Origin of the sequence: Pseudomonas sp. B15(2017) (genome assembly GCF_002113215.1) — a bacterium.
GTDB lineage: Bacteria > Pseudomonadota > Gammaproteobacteria > Pseudomonadales > Pseudomonadaceae > Aquipseudomonas.
The window spans coordinates 60,618-76,640 of the sequence record NZ_NEJZ01000018.1 but is presented as its reverse complement, the minus strand read 5'-3'; the positions used below and the strand labels follow the sequence as shown (position 1 = coordinate 76,640).

Annotated in this window: 16 protein-coding genes; 10 read left to right on the top strand and 6 right to left on the bottom strand. The window is 61.5% G+C overall.

Annotated features, from left to right (window positions below):
* Positions 1-8: 8 nt before the first annotated feature.
* Both CAF73_RS23630 and CAF73_RS23625 read right to left on the bottom strand, forming a co-directional pair.
* A complete protein-coding gene (locus CAF73_RS23630; protein WP_085704185.1) occupies positions 9-1,499 on the bottom strand; it encodes an aldehyde dehydrogenase in 1,491 nt (496 codons plus the stop codon).
* A gap of 165 nt (positions 1,500-1,664) precedes the next feature.
* Positions 1,665-3,041 (bottom strand): glutamine synthetase family protein, encoded by a 1,377-nt coding sequence (locus CAF73_RS23625; protein WP_085698734.1) that lies wholly within the window; start codon positions 3,039-3,041, stop codon positions 1,665-1,667.
* Between the two features lie 282 nt (positions 3,042-3,323).
* Between CAF73_RS23625 and CAF73_RS23620 the strand changes: the two genes are divergently transcribed.
* The 5 genes from CAF73_RS23620 (at position 3,324) to CAF73_RS23600 (ending at position 8,590) form a co-directional block, all read left to right on the top strand.
* Positions 3,324-4,085, top strand: a complete 762-nt coding sequence (locus tag CAF73_RS23620; RefSeq protein ID WP_085704183.1) for a gamma-glutamyl-gamma-aminobutyrate hydrolase family protein — start codon at positions 3,324-3,326, stop codon at positions 4,083-4,085.
* A 371-nt stretch (positions 4,086-4,456) separates the two neighbouring features.
* Positions 4,457-5,599 (top strand): ABC transporter ATP-binding protein, encoded by a 1,143-nt coding sequence (locus CAF73_RS23615; RefSeq protein WP_085686388.1) that lies wholly within the window; start codon positions 4,457-4,459, stop codon positions 5,597-5,599.
* A 29-nt stretch (positions 5,600-5,628) separates the two neighbouring features.
* A complete protein-coding gene (locus tag CAF73_RS23610; RefSeq protein WP_170929740.1) occupies positions 5,629-6,510 on the top strand; it encodes an ABC transporter permease subunit in 882 nt (293 codons plus the stop codon).
* Entirely contained in the window at positions 6,507-7,391 is an 885-nt protein-coding gene (locus CAF73_RS23605) for an ABC transporter permease subunit (protein ID WP_011333555.1), read from the top strand. Before CAF73_RS23610 ends, CAF73_RS23605 begins: the two co-directional genes overlap by 4 nt.
* A 101-nt stretch (positions 7,392-7,492) precedes the next feature.
* Positions 7,493-8,590: a polyamine ABC transporter substrate-binding protein gene (locus CAF73_RS23600; RefSeq protein ID WP_007957121.1), complete on the top strand. Its 1,098-nt coding sequence runs from the start codon at positions 7,493-7,495 to the stop codon at positions 8,588-8,590.
* A 261-nt stretch (positions 8,591-8,851) separates the two neighbouring features.
* Here CAF73_RS23600 and thpR read toward each other — a convergent pair whose 3' ends face one another.
* On the bottom strand, positions 8,852-9,391 hold the full coding sequence (gene thpR / locus CAF73_RS23595) for an RNA 2',3'-cyclic phosphodiesterase (protein WP_085698728.1): 540 nt from the start codon (positions 9,389-9,391) through the stop codon (positions 8,852-8,854).
* A gap of 107 nt (positions 9,392-9,498) precedes the next feature.
* Here thpR and CAF73_RS23590 point away from each other — a divergent pair, with 107 nt between their 5' ends.
* Positions 9,499-9,693, top strand: a complete 195-nt coding sequence (locus CAF73_RS23590; RefSeq protein ID WP_085698726.1) for a hypothetical protein — start codon at positions 9,499-9,501, stop codon at positions 9,691-9,693.
* Positions 9,694-9,708: 15 nt separating this feature from the next.
* Here the strand turns inward: CAF73_RS23590 and CAF73_RS23585 are convergent, their stop codons facing one another.
* Together CAF73_RS23585 and CAF73_RS23580 are read right to left on the bottom strand one after the other, a co-directional pair.
* Positions 9,709-10,062, bottom strand: a complete 354-nt coding sequence (locus CAF73_RS23585; protein ID WP_085698724.1) for a DUF1428 domain-containing protein — start codon at positions 10,060-10,062, stop codon at positions 9,709-9,711.
* A gap of 2 nt (positions 10,063-10,064) precedes the next feature.
* On the bottom strand, positions 10,065-11,144 hold the full coding sequence (locus tag CAF73_RS23580) for a hypothetical protein (protein ID WP_085704180.1): 1,080 nt from the start codon (positions 11,142-11,144) through the stop codon (positions 10,065-10,067).
* Between the two features lie 222 nt (positions 11,145-11,366).
* Here CAF73_RS23580 and CAF73_RS23575 point away from each other — a divergent pair, with 222 nt between their 5' ends.
* Complete coding sequence (locus tag CAF73_RS23575) at positions 11,367-11,639, top strand: hypothetical protein (protein ID WP_085704178.1); 273 nt, start codon at positions 11,367-11,369, stop codon at positions 11,637-11,639.
* 43 nt (positions 11,640-11,682) lie between these two features.
* Here the strand turns inward: CAF73_RS23575 and CAF73_RS23570 are convergent, their stop codons facing one another.
* Positions 11,683-11,889 (bottom strand): hypothetical protein, encoded by a 207-nt coding sequence (locus tag CAF73_RS23570; protein WP_039770932.1) that lies wholly within the window; start codon positions 11,887-11,889, stop codon positions 11,683-11,685.
* A 320-nt stretch (positions 11,890-12,209) separates the two neighbouring features.
* On the opposite strand from CAF73_RS23570, the gene paoA reads away from it, so the two are divergent.
* From paoA to paoC, 3 genes are read left to right on the top strand one after another with little or no spacing between them, the layout of a single operon-like run.
* On the top strand, positions 12,210-12,851 hold the full coding sequence (gene paoA / locus CAF73_RS23565; protein ID WP_085704175.1) for an aldehyde dehydrogenase iron-sulfur subunit PaoA: 642 nt from the start codon (positions 12,210-12,212) through the stop codon (positions 12,849-12,851).
* On the top strand, positions 12,848-13,804 hold the full coding sequence (locus CAF73_RS23560) for a xanthine dehydrogenase family protein subunit M (protein ID WP_085704173.1): 957 nt from the start codon (positions 12,848-12,850) through the stop codon (positions 13,802-13,804). Before paoA ends, CAF73_RS23560 begins: the two co-directional genes overlap by 4 nt.
* Entirely contained in the window at positions 13,801-15,999 is a 2,199-nt protein-coding gene (gene paoC, locus CAF73_RS23555; protein ID WP_085704170.1) for an aldehyde oxidoreductase molybdenum-binding subunit PaoC, read from the top strand. The genes CAF73_RS23560 and paoC overlap by 4 nt, the downstream gene beginning before the upstream one ends.
* The last annotated feature ends 24 nt before the right edge of the window (positions 16,000-16,023 follow it).

Genomic DNA, 16,023 nt, shown 5'->3' with positions numbered 1-16,023 from the left:
TAAAAGAGTCAGAGCTTGATCCAGGTCGCTTTCAGCTCGGTGTACTTGTCGAACGCGTGCAGCGATTTGTCGCGACCGTTGCCCGACTGTTTGAAGCCACCGAACGGCGCGGTCATGTCGCCGCCGTCGTACTGGTTGACCCATACGCTGCCGGCGCGCAGGCCACGGGCGAAGGTGTGGGCCTTGCTCAGGTTGCTGGTCCAGACCCCGGCGGCGAGGCCGAAAATGCTGTCGTTGGCAATCTGCAGCGCTTCTTCAACGGTGTCGAAGGTGATCAGCGACAGCACCGGGCCGAAAATTTCTTCCTTGGCGATGGTCATGGCGTTGGTCACACCGTCGAAAATCGTCGGCTCGACGTAGGTGCCGCCGGTCTCTTCGAGGGTGCGACGGCCACCGGCGATCAGCTCGGCGCCCTGCTCCCGGCCGATGCTGATGTAGCGCAGCACGTTGTCCAGTTGACGCTGATCGACGACGGCGCCGACGTTGGTCGATGGATCGAGGGCGTGGCCCGGTTTCCACGCTTGCAGCGCTTCCACCAGCAGCGGGATGAATTGCTCGCGGATCGAGCGCTCTACCAGCAGGCGCGAGCCGGCGGTGCAGACCTCTCCCTGGTTGAACGCAATGGCGCCGGCCGCCGCTTGTGCTGCCGCGCGCAAGTCCGGTGCGTCGGCAAACACCACGTTCGGGCTCTTGCCCCCTGCTTCGAGCCAGACGCGTTTCATGTTGCTTTGGCCGGCATAAATCATCAGTTGCTTGGCAATCGCCGTGGAGCCGGTGAAGGCCAGCACGTCGACGTCCATGTGCAGCGCCAGCGCCTTGCCGACGGTGTGGCCGAAGCCTGGCAGGACGTTGAACACGCCTTTCGGAATGCCGGCATCCAGTGCGAGCTGCGCAATACGGATCGCGGTCAGCGGGGATTTTTCCGAAGGTTTGAGGATGAACGAGTTACCTGCCGCCAGCGCCGGGGCGAATTTCCAGCTGGCCATGATCAGCGGGAAGTTCCACGGCACGATGGCCGCCACCACGCCGGACGGCTCGCGAGTCACCAGACCGAGTTGGTCGTGCGGGGTGGCAGCGACTTCGTCGTAGATCTTGTCGATGGCCTCGGCGCTCCAGCGGATCGCGTTGGCGGTTGCCGGGATGTCGATGCTCATCGAGTCGCTGATCGGTTTGCCCATGTCGAGGGTTTCGAGCAGCGCCAGTTCTTCCTGGTGCTGCAGGATCAGATCGGCGAAGCGGATCAGGATGCGCTTGCGCTCGGCCGGGGCCTTGTTCGCCCATACGCCGGAGTTGAAGGACTGGCGCGCGACTTCAACGGCAAGGTTGGCGTCGGCTTCATCGGTGCTGGCCACGGAGGCCAGGAAACGGCCGTCGACGGGGCTCAGGCATTCAAAGGTCTCGCCGCTGATGGCCGGGCGGTATTCGCCGTTGATGAAGGCACGGGATTCGAGGGTCAGGGACTGGAAGCGTTGTTCCCAGTCGTTGCGGGTCATGGTCATGGGGGGTGACTCACACAGGAAAATTAGTGACCGATATCCCTGTGGGAGCGAGCTTGCTCGCGAATACGGTGGGTCAGTCACCTTCAATGTTGAAGGTGATGGCCTCTTCGCGGGCAAGCCCGCTCCCACAGGGTTTTGCGGTGTTAGCGAGATCGCGCTTGAACGTCAGACGGTATGCAGATACCAGTTGTACTCAAGGTCAGAGATCGAGTTTTCGAACTCGGCCAGCTCGCTTTCCTTGCACGCGACGAACACGTCGATGTACATCGGGTCGATGTATTTCGCCATGACTTCGCTGTCGTCCAGCACGCGCAAGGCGTCGCGCAGGTTGTTCGGCAGGCTCTGCTCGTTCTGCTCGTAGCTGTTGCCTTCGACCGGGGCGCCCGGCTCGATTTCGTTGGTCAGGCCGTGGTGGATACCGGCCAGCACGGAAGCCATCAGCAGGTACGGGTTGGCGTCGGCACCCGCGACACGGTGCTCGATGCGCACGGCATCCGGCGAACCGGTCGGTACGCGGACGGCCACGGTGCGGTTGTCGATGCCCCAGCTCGGCGAGTTCGGCACGTAGAACTGTGCGCCGAAGCGACGGTACGAGTTGACGTTCGGGCACAGGAAGGCCATTTGCGCAGGCAGGGTCTCCAGCACACCGCCGATCGCGTGGCGTAGCGCGGCGTTCTGCTCGGGATCCTCGCTGGCGAAGATGTTGTTGCCTTCTTTATCCAGAATCGAAATGTGCACGTGCAGACCGTTGCCCGCCTGGCCTGGATACGGCTTGGCCATGAAGGTGGTGTCCATCTCGTGATCGTAGGCGATGTTCTTCACCAGACGCTTGAGCAGGATTGCGTATTCACACGCCTTGATCGGGTCGGACACGTGATGCAGGTTGACTTCGAACTGCGCCGGGGCGCTTTCCTTGACGATGGCGTCGGCAGGAATGCCCTGCTCTTTTGCGCCTTCGAGGATGTCTTGCAGGCAGTCGACGTACTCGTCGAGATCATCGATCAGATAGACCTGAGTCGATACCGGACGCTTGCCCGACACCGGCGAACGCGGCGATTGCGGACGGCCGTTCACGTTGTCCTGGTCGATCAGATAAAACTCGAGTTCAAACGCGGCGCAGATGGTCAGGCCCAGCGCGTCGAACTTGCGCACCACGTTGGCCAGCACTTCACGCGGGTCGGCGAAGAACGGCTCGCCTTCCAGTTCGTGCATGGTCATCAGCAGTTGTGCGGTCGGACGCTTCTGCCAGGGTTCGATGCTCAGGGTGCCGGGGATCGGGTAGCAGATGCGGTCGGCGTCGCCGATGTCCAGGCCCAGGCCGGTGCTTTCCACCGTGGAGCCATTGATGTCGAGGGCGAAAAGCGAGGCCGGCAGGTTGATGCCTTTTTCGTACACCTTATGAAGACTGGTGCGCTCGATGCGCTTGCCGCGCACCACACCGTTCATGTCTGCAATCAGAAGGTCGACGTACAAAACCTCAGGATGTTTCTTAAGGAATGCGTTTGCTTCGTTGAGTTGAACGGCACGCAGAGGGACCGACATGATGCACCTATTTAGCTGTTAATTATTATGTTCACTGCTGTTTCGCGGAGCCAGTCAACCCGAACGGCAAAGTGAAGTCAATAGCGAACACAGGGCCGTTCAGCGTTTATTTTTCAGGCTTTTTTTAACACTCACGTGCCAGATCAGGCACCAGGGGCCCGGGAATCATGAAGATTTGATGAGCGGCGTTTAGAATTTTTTACATGGGAGTTGTTAATTAAAATCAACGAGGCTAAGCTCCGGAAAAGCTCGTTCAAGTGTCAAACTTCGAGGTGAATAAAAATGGCATTCAAGCCATTGATCGGCGTTACTGCGTGCGTCAAACAGATTGGCCTGCACCCCTATCACATCAGCGGCGACAAGTACGTTCGCGCTGTCAGCGTTGCGGCGCTGGGGTTGCCCGTCGTCATTCCTTCCCTTGGCAAACTGACTGAAATCGACGATCTGCTGGGTCAGCTCGACGGTCTGCTGCTGACCGGCTCGCCGTCCAACGTGGAACCTTTCCACTATCAGGGCCCGGACAGCGCTCCCGGCACGGATCACGATCCGGCGCGCGATGCCACCACCCTTCCTCTATTGCGTGCAGCCATCGCGGCGGGCGTTCCGGTACTCGGCATTTGCCGGGGTTTTCAGGAAATGAACGTGGCGTTCGGCGGCAGCCTGCACCAGAAAGTGCATGAGCTGCCGGGCATGCTCGATCACCGCGAAGCCGACAGCCCGGATGTCGCCGTGCAGTACGCCCCGGCTCACGCTGTGTCGGTACTGCCGGGCGGCGTGTTCGAAGCGCTGCAGCTGCCGGGCGAATTCCAGGTCAACTCGATTCACAGCCAAGGCATCGACCGCCTCGCTCCCGGCCTGCGCGCCGAGGCCGTGGCGCCGGACGGCCTGATCGAGGCGGTCTCGGTGGAGCACAGCCCGACCTTCGCCCTTGGCGTGCAATGGCACCCCGAATGGCAAGTGCTGGACAACCCGAACTATCTGCGGATTTTCCAGGCGTTCGGCGAGGCTTGCCGCCAGCGTGCGGCGCGACGCAACCAGCGCTGACGCCACCCAACGATTGCAAAACCATTTACTGCCCCCACGGGGACGGCGGCTGCGCGCTTGCGCATCCGTCATCCGTGAAAACAACAAACCGTAATAACAACAAGTACTACCCAGGCAGCCAGGACGGCGGCGCCGACCAAGACGGATCGGCAAGAGCAGTGCCAATCGGATCAATGCAAAACCCTGTGGGAGCTGGCTTGCCAGCGATGAGGCCGTCACTTTCGACATAGAGGTGACTGACCCGCCGCCATCGCGGGCAAGCCCGCTCCCCCAGGGGATGTGGTCCGACAGGAAATGCTCTTGCGGGTCTGCAATCCACTCTTAAGCCAGGCCGCGTTGGCCCGGCGACTGAAACCTGTTGGGAGTTTCACATGGCAAACGCCTCCAGCACTTACAGGAAGGCTCTTGAAGGTCATCAGCAACCGAAAAAGGTTCTGGTGAAAGTCGATCGAGTCACCAAGAAGTTCGACGAAACCACTGCGGTGGACGACGTGTCCCTGGAGATCCATCAGGGCGAAATCTTCGCCTTGCTCGGCGGCTCCGGCTCGGGCAAATCGACCCTGCTGCGCATGCTCGCCGGTTTCGAACGGCCGACTGAAGGACGCATTCTGCTCGACGGTGTCGACATCACCGACATGCCGCCGTACGAGCGGCCGATCAACATGATGTTCCAGTCCTACGCCCTGTTCCCGCACATGACGGTTGCGCAGAACATCGCCTTCGGCCTCAAGCAGGACCGTTTGCCGGCCAGCGAAATCGACGCCCGTGTCGAAGAGATGCTGCGTCTCGTCCACATGACCCAATACGCCAAGCGCCGCCCGCATCAACTGTCCGGTGGTCAGCGTCAGCGCGTGGCCCTCGCCCGCTCCCTGGCCAAGCGTCCGAAGCTGTTGCTGCTCGACGAGCCAATGGGCGCACTGGATAAAAAGCTGCGCTCGCAAATGCAGTTGGAACTGGTGGAGATCATCGAACGCGTCGGCGTGACCTGCGTGATGGTGACTCACGATCAGGAAGAGGCCATGACCATGGCCGAGCGTATCGCGATCATGCACCTGGGCTGGATCGCTCAGGTCGGCAGCCCGGTCGACATTTACGAGGCGCCGGTCAACCGTATGGTCTGCGAATTCATCGGCAACGTGAACGCCTTCGACGGCACCGTGGTCGAGGACCTTGAAGGTCACGCGATCATTCACAGCCCGGACTTGCAGCAAAAGATCTACGTCGGTCATGGCGTCAGCACCTCGGTGCAGGACAAGTCGATCACCTACGCGATCCGCCCGGAAAAAATGCTGGTCAGCACGATCAAGCCAGAGACCCGCTACAACTGGTCCGAAGGCAAGGTGCATGACATCGCCTACCTCGGCGGCCACTCGGTGTTCTACGTCGAGTTGCCGAGCGGCAAGATCGTCCAGTCGTTCATGGCCAACGCCGAACGCCGTGGTGCGCGGCCGACCTGGGATGACAAGGTCTACGTCTGGTGGGAAGACGACAGCGGCGTGGTACTGCGCTCATGAGAACCTTCAATCAGCAATTCCTGCGCCTGGTGCCCAGCGGGCGAAAGTTCGTCATCGGCATTCCGTTCATCTGGCTATTCCTGTTCTTCATGCTGCCGTTCTTCCTGGTGATGAAGATCAGTTTCTCGGAAGCCGCGTTGTCGATCCCGCCGTACTCGGAGATCTACACCTACGCCGAACAGAAATTCCAGCTGCTGCTGAACATCGGCAACTACACCATGCTCGGCGAAGACGAGCTGTATCTGTCGGCGTACCTCGGTTCGCTGAAGGTCGCGGCGCTGAGCACGATGATGTGCCTGGTGATCGGCTTCCCGATGGCTTACGCGATCACCAAGGCCAGCAAGGAAGCGCAAAACGTCCTGCTGCTGTTGATCATGATGCCGACCTGGACCGCGATCCTGATCCGCGTTTACGCGTGGATGGGCATCCTCAGCAACAACGGTCTGCTCAACGCATTCCTGATGTGGACCGGGCTCACCGATCACCCGATCGAGATCCTCAACACCAACACGGCCGTGTATATCGGCGTGGTCTACGCCTACCTGCCCTTCATGGTGCTGCCGCTCTACGCCAACCTGGTAAAGCACGACGGCAGCCTGTTGGAAGCGGCGCAGGACCTGGGTTCGAGCAACTTCAACAACTTCTGGAAAATCACCGTGCCGCTGGCCAAGAACGGCATCATCGCCGGCTGCATGCTGGTGTTCATTCCGGTGGTGGGCGAGTTCGTGATTCCGGAACTGCTGGGTGGCCCGGAGACCCTGATGATCGGTCGCGTGCTGTGGCAAGAGTTCTTCAATAACCGCGACTGGCCGGTGGCGTCCGCGCTGGCAGTGGTGATGCTGTTGATCCTGATTGTGCCGATTCTGCTGTTCAACCGCAGCCAGGCCAAAGAGATGGAGGGACGGGGATGAAACGCTTCGGATTTTCAAAGTTCATGCTGATCTTCGGTCTGATGTTCATCTATCTGCCGATGCTGATTCTGGTGATCTACTCGTTCAACGCCTCCAAACTGGTGACGGTCTGGGGCGGCTGGTCGGTGAAGTGGTACGTCGGTTTGCTCGACAACACTCAACTGATGGGCTCGGTGGTGCGCTCGCTGGAAATCGCCTGCTACACCGCGATCGCCGCCGTCGCGCTGGGCACCCTCGCCGCTTTCGTACTGACCCGCGTGACGCGCTTCAAGGGTCGTACGCTGTTCGGCGGTCTGGTGACCGCGCCGCTGGTGATGCCTGAGGTGATTACCGGTCTGTCGCTGTTACTGCTGTTCGTGGCGATGGCGCAACTGATCGGCTGGCCGCAGGAGCGCGGCATCGTCACGATCTGGATCGCCCACACCACGTTTTGTGCCGCTTATGTGGCGGTGGTAGTCTCCGCCCGCTTGCGCGAGCTGGACCTGTCGATCGAAGAAGCGGCGATGGATCTGGGCGCGAAACCGTTCAAGGTGTTTTTCCTGATCACCATCCCGATGATCGCGCCATCGCTGGCGGCGGGCGGCATGATGTCGTTCGCCCTGTCGCTGGATGACCTGGTGCTGGCGAGCTTCGTATCGGGGCCGGGCTCCACCACCCTGCCGATGGAAGTGTTCTCGGCCGTGCGTCTGGGCGTGAAACCGGAGATCAACGCCGTGGCCAGTCTTATTCTGCTGGCGGTGTCGCTGGTGACCTTCCTGGTCTGGTACTTCGGCCGCAAGGCAGAAGCCAACCGCAAGCGTGCGATTCAGGAAGCGATGGATCAGACTGCCAACGAATCGTGGCAGCAACCGCAACCTCAACGAGTGGCAGCGACAGCCTGAGTACCGGGTGGCGCGGGAGCCTCTCCCCGCCACCGATTCACTGAAATTCCGCTTTGTGTTTTTGAATAAAGCTTTTGAATAAAAAGAATGGAGTTGTACCGATGAAAATGTTTGGCAGGACTCTGCTGACACTGTCCTTATTGGGCGCAATCGCCACGGGCGCCCAGGCCAACGACAAGGTGCTGCGCGTTTACAACTGGTCGGATTACATCGCCCCGGACACCGTCAAGAAGTTCGAGGACGAGACCGGCATCCGCGTGACCTACGATGTGTTCGACAGCAATGAAACCCTCGAAGCACGTCTGCTCGCAGGGAAATCCGGCTACGACATCGTGGTGCCGTCCAACAGTTTCCTGGCCAAGCAGATCAAGGCCGGGGTCTATCAGACCCTGGACAAATCGAAGCTGCCGAACTGGAAGAATCTCAACCCGGTGCTGCTGAAAAACGCCTCCGCCAGTGATCCGGACAACGCCCACGCGTTCCCGTACATGTGGGGCTCGATCGGCATCGGTTTCAACCCGGACAAGGTGCGCGAAGTGCTCGGCAAGAACGCGCCGACCAATTCCTGGGACCTGCTGTTCAAACCGGAAAACGCCGAGAAGCTGAAGGCTTGTGGCATCAGTTTCCTCGACTCGCCGACCGAAATGCTCCCGGCCGCCCTGCATTACCTGGGTTATCCGGTGAACGACAAGGACGTGAAACACATCGCCGAAGCCGAAGCGTTGTTCATGAAGATCCGGCCGTCGGTGGCCTATTTCCATTCGTCCAAGTACATCTCGGACCTGGCCAACGGCAACATCTGCGTGGCCGTCGGCTATTCGGGTGACGTGTTGCAGGCCAAGGCCCGCGCGGTGGAGTCGGGCAACAAGGTCGAGATCGACTACAGCATTCCCAAGGAGGGCGCCGGCAGTTTCTATGACATGGTCGCCATCCCTCGCGATGCCGCCAACGTCGAGAACGCCTACCTGTTCATGAACTTCCTGATGCGCCCGGACATCATCGCCGAAGTCACCAACAGCATTGGCTACAGCAACGCCAACGAAGCCGCGACGCCGCTGGTGGACGAAGCGATCCGCAACGACCCGGGCTCGTACCCGCCGCAAGCGGTGATGGCCACGCTGTATGCGGTGCCGGATCAACCGATTGCCACGCAACGGATCATGACCCGGGGCTGGACCCGCGTGAAACTCGGCAAATAAACCCGGAGTACTCGCGGTGATCGTTCCCACGCTCTGCGTGGGAATGTCTCAATGGACGCTCTGCGTCCGCTTTGGGACGCGGAGCGTCCCGGGCTGCATTCCCACGCAGAGCGTGGGAACGATCAGCCAGTCAGCGATCAGAGTGAAAAGTTTCCGTTCACGCAGCGCCTTACCACCGCTGCCCCCTGCTCTGAACGGCCTCACCTGGCTTTCCTCGGTTCAGGTGAATTCAGGCGCCCTCGGGCGCCTTTTTTTGTGGTCTCAGATCAGCGGCCAATCCTGAACAATTCGATAACGTCCCTTGTGGGATTCGAACAACGCAAAGCGCTCGGCGCGCAGGAAGAACTCCGGCGGCGTGGCGGATTCCGGTTCCGGCGCGCGATAGTCCCGGGCCAGCGTCAGGTGCGGGCGATACTCGCGCGTCGCCTCTTCAAACCCGAACGGCAACATCGCCTGCTCCAGCGCATACACCAGACGCAGCAATCCCTGCGGTGCCTGCTCCGGCGCCAGCGACAACACTCCGGCACGTCGCCAGACCTGCAACCGATCCAATGAAATCCTCAGCGCTTCCCCCGGAGTGCGCACTTTCGCCACCGCCTCGCAGACTTCGCCAATCTGCGCCAATGGCACCGCGCCGAGAAACAGCAGCGTCAGGTGAAAGTTGTCCGCCGGCACCGGTTTGCCGGTGCGCAAACCCAGTTCGCTGCGCCACTGGGCAATCGCCTTGCGCTGCGCCGGCGGGCAGTCCAGGGCGAAGAACAGCCGCTTGAAGGGTTGATCTCCGCGCGTTTCGTCCGTCATGGTCACGCTCCTTCGTTCGTCGAAATCCCTGGATTCTACACGCCCGTTTCTGGCGACTCTCGGCATGGGGTTTATAGTTCAACGATTGCCATCAACCGGAGGACGTCATGCGCGAGATCCTCAGCAAAGAACCCTGGTGGGCCCGACCGCCGGATCCCGGACAGGATGAGAGTGAACTGGAATGGGGCTGGCTGGTGCATTACAGCGAAGGAGAGCCGCGTTTCGAATTCGTCCGCGAACGGCCGTCGGACGAGCAGATCCGCAACCGCAAAGGCTGCCGGATCACCCCGTCGGCGGAGTGATCCGGCAACGCATCATCAGGACTCGAGAATGTCCTTGAAGCCGCCGAAAATCATCCGCTGTCCATCGAACGGCATTGGATTGACGTCCGGCTGCATGCGCGGATCTTCCATCATTTTGCCCATGCCGGCGTCGCGGGTGGCCTTGTCCGGCCAGACCAGCCAGCCCGCCGATACGGTTTCACCCTCCTTGAGTTTCACGGCCATCGGGAATGAGGTGACCTTGCCGTCCGGCACGTCATCGCCCCAGCCCTGAATCACCTCCAGGGCGCCGTACTCCTTGAACAGCTTCGCGGCGATCTCGCAGTGTTTTTTGTACTGTTCGCGGTTGGCATTCGGCACGGGCGCCACGAACACATCGATGTAAGCCATGATCATTCTCCTTGCAGGTTGGGTTCGATCTGCTGAGTAGTCGACTCGGGCGGCCGCCATTCGACACGGTGGACGCCCAACCCGACCGACGGTTCGTCCCGCCCGCGCAGATTGCCCTCGACCTGCGCCGCCATGTGAAGCGTGCCGGCCATCACGCCGGTGTTGGGGTCTTGCACCAGTTTCAGCCAGGCCTTGTCGAAGGTGTTGCCCAGGCTGCTGCGGATCAGCGCTTCGCTGTCGGGGCGATCGTTGGCCTGAATGATCGCGCGGATACCCGCCACCCCGACTGAAATCAGCGCCCCGGCCAGTTTGCCTGCCGCTGCCGCCACCGCACTGGCAGCGCCGCGCGGGGCCATTTCCGCCTCCATGCGCTGGCTGGCACGCCTGGCCACCGGCGCCATCGCCGTATCGGTCGAGGCCACGCCTTTCGAGCCGCCGTCGGTGTGGATCTTGTCGATCAGCGCGGCGTAGGCCGGCAGCGTGTTCAACGGCTCAGTGCTGACAACCTGATACAGCGAGGCATCGCGGGCCGGCGGCGGGCCAAGGGCGATGGCGGGGATTTTCTGCAACCGCCCGTTGAGCTGGGCGATGGGCACGCCGTGGCGCTGGGCGATGAGCGGCATCTGCTGCGCCATCAGTTGCGCGTAGAACGCCGTGGACTGGCCGAGAATCGCGTCCGGATCAATCTCCACCGCCACCGGCGCCAGCACCCGTTCCTGATATTGCTCCAACAGATAGGCCGCCAGACGCCTGGCCGAAGCATCCTGCTCGCCGCTGGCACTGATCGTGTACCAGCTGACCTTCATCGACAGCCATTCCTGGGTCCAGTAACTGCTGAACCACGGGATGAAATTTTCTTCAGTTTGCTCATAGACCCGAATGCGCCAATGTTCCATCGAGCCACGGGCGAACAGCTTGACCTGCTCGGTGGCCTGCTTCGAGGCGCTGATGATTTCCCGATCGATCTGCTGCCAGGTGGCCGGCGAGACCACCACTGCAGGCGCGGTCACCGGGGCCCGCGCCGTGGTGGCGCAGCCGGCCAGCAACACCAGTGCGGCGACGAGCAGCGCGCGCAGGTTCACGGTGGCGATCCTTATCTGTTCTGCGGTCGCAAGACCTGAGATTCCGGGAGCGATGAAATGAGTATAGGTGCGTGCGGTGCGCCGATTATCCGCAGGTCCAGCCTGGATCAGTCCAACCATCAATGGCATCGATATTCACCATTGCGACGATCGCCTTCCGCCGACCGCTCGCCGAAGGCACGATGCACCCATCCGAAACACACAGCACGAGGAGTTCACATCATGATCAGTACCGTCACCCTCGCCGTGAGTTTTCCGGTCTTCGGCAGCAACTATTACGATCAGCACGCCGTGTCGCGCAAGACACAAGCGCTGGTGTTCGACAAAGCCTTCGAAGATCTGTTGATGCCCGCCGCCAGCAATCATTTCAGCAATGAAGTGGTCGGCTTCAACGATCAGTTCCGTTTTCTGAGCGACATTCTCGCCACCCATTTGCTGGACATCGAGGCCTCCGTGCCTGCGCGATCCAGCGTCCGGGCGAGCGCTCATTTTTAATGCCAGAGGGCGCTCCCGTCGGGGAGCGCCCTCTTCGTTTCAGTCAGTCATCATCCCGGTCGCGGTAATAACGACGCCCGTCGCGGCGGTCGTCGTCGCGGTCGTCCCAGCGTCGGTCATGATCGTAGTAACGGCCATGATCGCGGTCGTAATGCCGGCCATGCCGATGGTCATCATCGAAATCCGCCACACAGCCGCCCAGCAATACGGCGGCGGAAACAGTCAGCAGCAGGCTTGTTGCACGCATCATTCAGATTTTCCCTAAAACCAAGGTCTTGACGACGGAAACAGTCAACGCAGCGCGGGTACGCGCTGGCGCAGATACGACCGGGGAAACCGGCTTAGATTCACTGGCCATCAACAACCGTTCATCGCCCTGCCTGCCGTGTACGGCCCGTCCACACGGTGGCCGATTGATGGCTCTGACCGGCACGACCACAAGACGAAATCCGACAAAACCTTTTCCTCCCCCCTGCGGTCACTCCTAGAACAGACCAAGACTGGCGACGACGCCGGCATGCCCGAGCGGGTTATTTGCAACCTGCCGACCTGAAAAGAGGAATCTGAGCCATGAACGACCAACCGCCGTCGGCGATTTCCCGACGCCGTTTCCTGATTCTCGGGGCCGTGACCGCGACTGCGTTCGCGATGCCGCCCTTCATCAGCCTCAAGGCCTACGCGGCCACTCTGGAGCAACCGGCCATGGCCAAAGTGACAATTGAAGTCAACGGCAAGCCGCAGACGCTGGAGATTGACACCCGCACCACCCTGCTCGATGCGCTGCGCGAACACCTGCACCTGACCGGCAGCAAAAAGGGTTGCGACCACGGCCAGTGCGGCGCCTGCACGGTGATCGTCGATGGCCGGCGAATCAATTCCTGCCTGAGCCTGGCGGTGATGCAGGACGGCGCCAAAGTCACCACCATCGAAGGCTTCGGCATGCCTGACCAGTTGCATCCGATGCAGGCGGCGTTCATCAAGCATGACGGTTACCAATGCGGCTACTGCACGCCGGGGCAGATCTGCTCGGCGGTGGCGGTGCTTGAGGAAATCCGCAACGGTATCCCCAGCCACGCCAGCGTCAGCCTCACCGAAGCACCGCAACTGATCGCCAGCGAATTGCAGGAACGCATGAGCGGCAACATCTGCCGTTGCGGCGCCTACTCGAACATCATCGAAGCCATCAGCGAAGTCGCGGAGGTGCCAGCATGAGAGCGTTCAACTACAGCCGCGCCGACTCTCCCGCCGCAGCCGCAGCCCTGGCCGCGCAAATCGAAGGTGCGCGTTTCATCGCCGGCGGCACCAACATGCTGGACTTGATGAAACTGGGCATCGAAACACCGCAGCAGCTGATTGACGTCAATCACCTGGGCCTCGATCAGATCGAAGCGACCGACGACGGCGGTTTGCGCATCGGCGCCTTGGTGCGCAACACCGATCTGGCCGCCGACAGTCGGGTCCGGAAAGACTACGCGCTGCTGTCCCGCGCCTTGCTCGCCGGCGCCTCGGGCCAGTTGCGCAACATGGCGACCACTGCCGGCAATCTGCTTCAGCGCACCCGCTGCCCGTATTTCTACGACACCAATCAGGCCTGCAATAAACGCAATCCCGGCAGTGGCTGCGCGGCGATTGGCGGGGTCAGTCGACAACTCGGCATCATCGGTGTCAGCGACGCGTGCATCGCGACCCATCCGAGTGACATGGCGATTGCGATGCGCGCGCTCGATGCTCAGGTCGAAACGATCAAGGCCGATGGCAGCACCCGGCGCATCGCCATGGCGGACTTCCATCAATTGCCAGGCACTACCCCGAATGTCGAAACCAGCCTGACACCGGGCGAACTGATCACCGGCGTAACCTTGCCCGCGCCAGTGGGCGGTACCCATGTCTATCACAAGGTGCGTGACCGTTCGTCATACGCCTTCGCCCTGGTGTCCGTCGGCATGATCCTGCAGAAGGATGGCAGCGGTCGCATTGCGGTCGGCGGCATCGCGCCGAAACCCTGGCGGGTTGAAGCGGCGGAAGCGCTGTTGCCGCAAGGCGCGAAGGCCGTCAGCGCGCGCCTGCTCGACGGCGCCACGCCGACCTCTGACAACCAGTTCAAAGTGACGCTGGTCGAGCGCACCATTGCCTCGGTGCTGGCCCAAGCGAGGGATGAAGCATGAAATTCGACACGCCCGCCAAGACCAACCCGATTGACCAGTTGAACGTCATCGGCAAACCCACCGACCGCATCGAAGGCCCGCTGAAAACCAGCGGCCAGGCACCTTACGCCTACGAGCAACATGAAGCCGTAAAAAATCAGGCCTACGGCGTGATGGTCGGTTCGGCCATTGCCAAGGGCCGCATCACCCGCATCGATCTGGATGCCGCCCGCGCCGCGCCGGGGGTGCTGACGATCGTCACCGCCGCCAACGCAGGCAAGCTCGGCAAAGGCAAATACAACGCCGCGCACCTGCTGGCCGGGCCGCAAGTGCAGCACTATCACCAGGCCGTGGCGCTGGTGGTCGCCGAAACCTTCGAACAGGCGCGGGCCGCCGCGCAATTGGTCAACGTCGAATACGCAGCCGACAAAGGTCAATTTGATCTGGCCAGTGTGCGTGATCAGGGCGTGGAGCCGAAAGACGAACTGCCGGACGTCACCCACGGCGACTTCGCCAGCGCCTTCGCCGCCGCACCCGTGCAGTTCGATCAGACCTACACCACGCCGGATCAGTCCCACGCAATGATGGAGCCCCACGCGACCCTCGCCGCCTGGAAAGGCGATCAGGTGACGCTCTGGACCTCCAACCAGATGATCGCCTGGAGCGTCGGCGACATCGCCACCACCCTCGGCCTGCCCAAGGAAAACGTGCGGTTGATCTCGCCGTACATTGGCGGCGGATTTGGCGGCAAGCTGTTCATTCGTGCCGACGCGATCCTCGCCGCCCTCGGCGCGCGTCTGGCGAACCGGCCAGTGAAGGTCGCGCTCGCCCGTCCGCAGATCGCCAACAACACCACCCACCGCCCCGCCACCGTCCAGCGCATCCGCATGGGCGCCACGGCAGACGGCAAACTCACCGCCATCGCCCATGAGGGCTGGTCGGGCAATCTTGAAGACGGCAAGGTCGAAGTCGCGGCGCAACCCAGTCAGTTGCTCTACGCCGCAGAAAATCGTCTGGTGAGCATGCGCCTGGCCCCGCTGGATCTGCCGGAAGGCAACGCCATGCGCGCGCCCGGTGAAACGCCGGGGCTGATGGCGCTGGAGATCGCCATGGACGAGATGGCGGAAAAGCTCAAACTCGATCCGATCCAGTTCCGCATCCTCAACGACACGCAGGTCGATCCGGTGAAAACCGAGCGACCGTTTTCCCGGCGGCGTCTGATCGAATGCCTGCAAACCGGCGCCGAACGCTTTGGCTGGGATAAACGCAATGCGACGCCCGGCAGCCGTCGCGAAGGTCGCTGGCTGATCGGCATGGGCGTCGCGGCGGCCATTCGCAACAACCTGCTGGTGAAGTCCGGCGCACGCGTGCGGCTGGAGCGCGACGGCAAGATCACCGTTGAAACCGACATGACGGACATCGGCACCGGCAGCTACACGATCATTGCCCAGACTGCCGCCGAAGTGATGGGCGTGCGTCTCGACGATGTGACTGTGCACTTGGGCGACTCGAATTTTCCGGTGTCGTCCGGCTCCGGCGGCCAGTTCGGCGCCAACTGTTCGACCGCCGGGGTCTACGCGGCGTGCATGAAACTGCGCGAAGCGGTCACCGCCAAACTTGGCATGAGCGCGGGTGAAGCGCAGTTTGCCGATGGACACGTGCGACTGGGCAACAAGAACGTGCCGTTACGCGAGGCCGCGCAACATGCCCCGGTCGAAGTAGAGGACAGCATCGAATTCGCCGACCTCGCCAAGCAGTACCAGCAATCGACCTTCGGCGCGCACTTCGTCGAAGTCGCCGTCGATGCCGCCACTGGCGAAGTTCGTGTACGGCGCATGCTCGCGGTCTGCTCTGCGGGGCGGATTCTCAATCCGAAATCGGCCCGCAGCCAGGTGATCGGCGCGATGACCATGGGCGTCGGCGCAGCATTGATGGAAGAACTCGCGGTGGACAAACGCCAGGGATTTTTCGTCAACCATGACCTGGCGGGCTACGAAGTGCCGGTGCATGCCGACATTCCGCATCAGGAGGTGATTTTCCTCGATGAAACCGACCCGATTTCATCGCCGATGAAAGCCAAGGGTGTCGGTGAACTGGGGATTTGCGGGGTCAGCGCGGCGGTGGCGAATGCCATCTACAACGCCACGGGCGCGCGGGTGCGGGAGTATCCGATTACCCTGGACAAGATTCTGGATGCGTTGCCTGAGATGATCTGAAACCGAATGAAAAATGCCCGGCGT

What these genes read in the sequence shown, in the direction of transcription:
- CAF73_RS23585 (WP_085698724.1), bottom strand. Translation starts at nt 10,062, where the DNA reads ATGGCTTACATCGATGTGTTCGTGGCGCCCGTGCCGAATGCCAACCGC.
- CAF73_RS23590 (WP_085698726.1), top strand. Translation starts at nt 9,499, where the DNA reads ATGCGCGAGATCCTCAGCAAAGAACCCTGGTGGGCCCGACCGCCGGAT.
- paoA (WP_085704175.1), top strand. Translation starts at nt 12,210, where the DNA reads ATGAACGACCAACCGCCGTCGGCGATTTCCCGACGCCGTTTCCTGATT.
- thpR (WP_085698728.1), bottom strand. Translation starts at nt 9,391, where the DNA reads ATGACGGACGAAACGCGCGGAGATCAACCCTTCAAGCGGCTGTTCTTC.
- CAF73_RS23630 (WP_085704185.1), bottom strand. Translation starts at nt 1,499, where the DNA reads ATGACCATGACCCGCAACGACTGGGAACAACGCTTCCAGTCCCTGACC.
- CAF73_RS23605 (WP_011333555.1), top strand. Translation starts at nt 6,507, where the DNA reads ATGAAACGCTTCGGATTTTCAAAGTTCATGCTGATCTTCGGTCTGATG.
- CAF73_RS23575 (WP_085704178.1), top strand. Translation starts at nt 11,367, where the DNA reads ATGATCAGTACCGTCACCCTCGCCGTGAGTTTTCCGGTCTTCGGCAGC.
- CAF73_RS23615 (WP_085686388.1), top strand. Translation starts at nt 4,457, where the DNA reads ATGGCAAACGCCTCCAGCACTTACAGGAAGGCTCTTGAAGGTCATCAG.
- CAF73_RS23570 (WP_039770932.1), bottom strand. Translation starts at nt 11,889, where the DNA reads ATGATGCGTGCAACAAGCCTGCTGCTGACTGTTTCCGCCGCCGTATTG.
- CAF73_RS23600 (WP_007957121.1), top strand. Translation starts at nt 7,493, where the DNA reads ATGAAAATGTTTGGCAGGACTCTGCTGACACTGTCCTTATTGGGCGCA.
- CAF73_RS23620 (WP_085704183.1), top strand. Translation starts at nt 3,324, where the DNA reads ATGGCATTCAAGCCATTGATCGGCGTTACTGCGTGCGTCAAACAGATT.
- paoC (WP_085704170.1), top strand. Translation starts at nt 13,801, where the DNA reads ATGAAATTCGACACGCCCGCCAAGACCAACCCGATTGACCAGTTGAAC.
- CAF73_RS23625 (WP_085698734.1), bottom strand. Translation starts at nt 3,041, where the DNA reads ATGTCGGTCCCTCTGCGTGCCGTTCAACTCAACGAAGCAAACGCATTC.
- CAF73_RS23560 (WP_085704173.1), top strand. Translation starts at nt 12,848, where the DNA reads ATGAGAGCGTTCAACTACAGCCGCGCCGACTCTCCCGCCGCAGCCGCA.